The organism is Xanthomonas sp. NCPPB 3959, from assembly GCF_056675575.1.
Genome location: NZ_JBWWVR010000001.1, coordinates 414,953 through 417,800 on the forward strand (window position 1 = coordinate 414,953; position 2,848 = coordinate 417,800).

Genomic DNA, 2,848 nt, shown 5'->3' on the forward strand with positions numbered 1-2,848 from the left:
TCGCGCGCTCGCAGCCGTGCTTGGCACGAATACGTTGGCAGATGTCGCTCGGACAGGTAGGCCAGACGAAGTTGAAGGCGTCGATGATGTCCAGCACGCGCGGCGACCAGCTCGATGACGGCATGCAGTTCGTGCTGTTGAACAGAGGCACGCCTCCAGCGAGCGATCCAGGCATCGATTCGATCGAGGCATTGCACGCGCGTTGGCAGTACGCCCTGCCCTGCCTGGGCGGCGGCAGTTTGATCGTGCAGATCATGGCATTCGAACTTGCGCAGTTTTCGCTGGAAGCATTTGGTCTCTGCAACATCGCATGCCCTGACACGATTGCGCGTAGCGTCCGAAAACGCCAGGCCGAGTATTTCTTCGGTCGACTGGCTGCGCAACAAGCCTTGCAGCATCAGGCACTGGTCGCCGCCGGTATGTGCCCCGACATCGCCACCGGCAGCTCGCGTGAACCGCTATGGCCAGCGCAGGTGATCGGCAGCATCTCGCACACCAATCGCCTGGCCGCGGCGGCGGTTGCACCACTTGGCAGATGGCGCGGTATCGGCATCGATCTGGAGCACGTGGTCGGTGCTGACGCACGTGAGGCGTTGTTGAGCACTGTCGTGGATGGCTCGGAGCTGGCGTTGCTGCAGTCGATCTGCGCGTCCACCCACGTACCGCTGGAAGTGTTGCTGACCATCGTCTTCTCTGCCAAGGAAAGTCTGTTCAAGGCGAGTTTTTCCGCAGTAGGCCGCTACTTCGATTTTTCCTGTGCGCACCTGGTGGCACTGGATCCCATTGCGGGAGTCGTCCGTTTTCAGCTCAGCGAGCAGCTCTGCCCGGATCTACCAAACGGGCATCTGTGCGATATCAGTTTCGGTTTTGTCGATTCGCAGACGGTGATCACCTATCGAATCTGGTGAGTCTGGCCGAAGAACGTCGAGCCACGGACGCGGGAACAGAGTGCCTGCACAAATCCAACGCAACAAAAAAGGGCCGTGAGACCCTTTTGAGTGATCAACTGAATCGTCGGATTCAGTTGTTCTTATTTGGAGCGGGAAACGAGACTCGAACTCGCGACCTCAACCTTGGCAAGGTTGCGCTCTACCAACTGAGCTATTCCCGCGTGGAGCGAAATTGTACAGCTTGTCACATCATTACGCTAGCCCTTTCACACCACCAGCTCGCTGTTTCTTGCGGAGCCACCCGCTTGCGAACCGACACTTGGATGCGGCTAGAACAGCGTGCGATGTGGAGGCCTGGGCCGGAATTGAACCGGCGTACGCGGATTTGCAGTCCGCTGCATAACCACTCTACCACCAGGCCGAACATCGCATTCCACAACACTTGCTTTGCAACAACAAGGCCCCGCAAACGGGGCCTATGCGTCTCAAGACAGCAACTGCACGCTAGTTGCATGCGTCCAACCTATTGTGTTGCAACAGGTTTTTCGCCATCCCTGCCCTGGAACGGACGCCATTGTAGCCTTGTTTGGCGTAGACGCCAAGAGGAGTGATCGGGCGCGCCACAGTGCGCTGGCGCCTGCAACCGCCGGACGCGATGTCCAGGCATCGTCCACCTTTGCGAGATCGAGTCTGCCTACTGGATCAGGCGCGCAGGGCTGATCGATGTCTCACACATCTGCTCCTCATCCACAGCGTACCAGCCCCATGACGGCGCATCTGCAAGGGATCCAATGTCCGGCCTGTCGTTTGGCCAGTAGAGGCGCACCGCGTCTACAGCGCCTGCTCTATCCGGGACGACCTGCAAGTTTATGCGATGCAATTCACACACCTACATCGACCGGATCCACATGAGGTAAGACGCTTGCCATACAACAAAGCGAATGACGCAACACAGATCACATCGGCTTGAAAAGCATCGGGAGAAGTGATTCGTTAAATTAACTTCATAACCAAAGTAAATGGAACATTGATAATAGTTAGATTATCCAGCTAAACAATAAATCCGCGCGAATGTAATAAATCCTTCTCGAATCGCGCCTATGGTGAGCCGCACACAAGGAGACTCATCCGTCACCCAAGGACGTCCGAACCTCCGCAGTTTTGCGATGGATATCTCGTGTCCAACCTCAGTAGCGCTGTGCTTTGCGGTTTTCAACGTGACTTCTGACTCCGAAGCAGTAGTGATCGGCGCCGCCACTGCTTCATCGCGGCCTGCCATCGAGCCAGGCAACTCGATGCTCCCCCACCCTGACACTTCGCAGGCGCAGTGCGCGCTTGAGGAGACTGCAAGTGCATTTGTCTGGTCACGCTGGCAGGCCTTGCCAAGGTCGGCAGAGGCCGAGCGACTGGAACGTCTGCTCGCTGCAATGGCGATCTACCTGGCGCGGACCTGCGAGCAAGTGCCCTTGCAGATCAGGCTGCGCTATTCAGACCGCACTCGTCAGCTGACATTGCATCTAAGCGTGCACGACACCTGTAGTGCGATCTGCGAACAGGTGCACGCCGCATTGGATGAACGTGCACTCCGTACTGCAGGCCAGGAGGATGCGCAATCGAAAAAGGCGCAACGTGGTGACGTTACACATGCATGGCCGAGTTTGATCGAGATCGGTGTAACGAACGACAGTGGGGTGATTGTTGGCACAACCGCGACACCGCAGCTGCAATTGCAGATCTGCCAGTTACGCAAGCGATTTCGTTGCGGATTGCATAGCTCGCATTCGACACGGCGGCAGGCCTTGCGCGTCGGTGCACGTCTGAGATGTCTACTGACGGCTCTTGAACGTGGCGAGGCACAGCATAGCCCTGCAGGGTTATTGCCGCTGCTGCCAGCGAGCGAGCGCCGTCGCTTGCTACAGACATTCAATTGCAGCCACACGCGGTTTCCGCAACGTGGC

1 protein-coding gene and 2 tRNA genes are annotated in these 2,848 nt (G+C 57.5%); 1 reads left to right on the forward strand and 2 read right to left on the reverse strand.

Translation table 11 applies throughout. From position 1 onward, the window contains the following. Positions 1-86: 86 nt before the first annotated feature. On the forward strand, positions 87-908 hold the full coding sequence (locus AC1KVG_RS01595) for a 4'-phosphopantetheinyl transferase family protein (RefSeq protein ID WP_481093298.1): 822 nt from the start codon (positions 87-89) through the stop codon (positions 906-908). 127 nt (positions 909-1,035) lie between these two features. Here the strand turns inward: AC1KVG_RS01595 and AC1KVG_RS01600 are convergent. Next, positions 1,036-1,111 (reverse strand) — tRNA-Gly (locus AC1KVG_RS01600). 126 nt (positions 1,112-1,237) lie between these two features. Next, positions 1,238-1,311: transfer RNA gene (locus AC1KVG_RS01605), tRNA-Cys, on the reverse strand. Between the last annotated feature and the right edge of the window lie 1,537 nt (positions 1,312-2,848).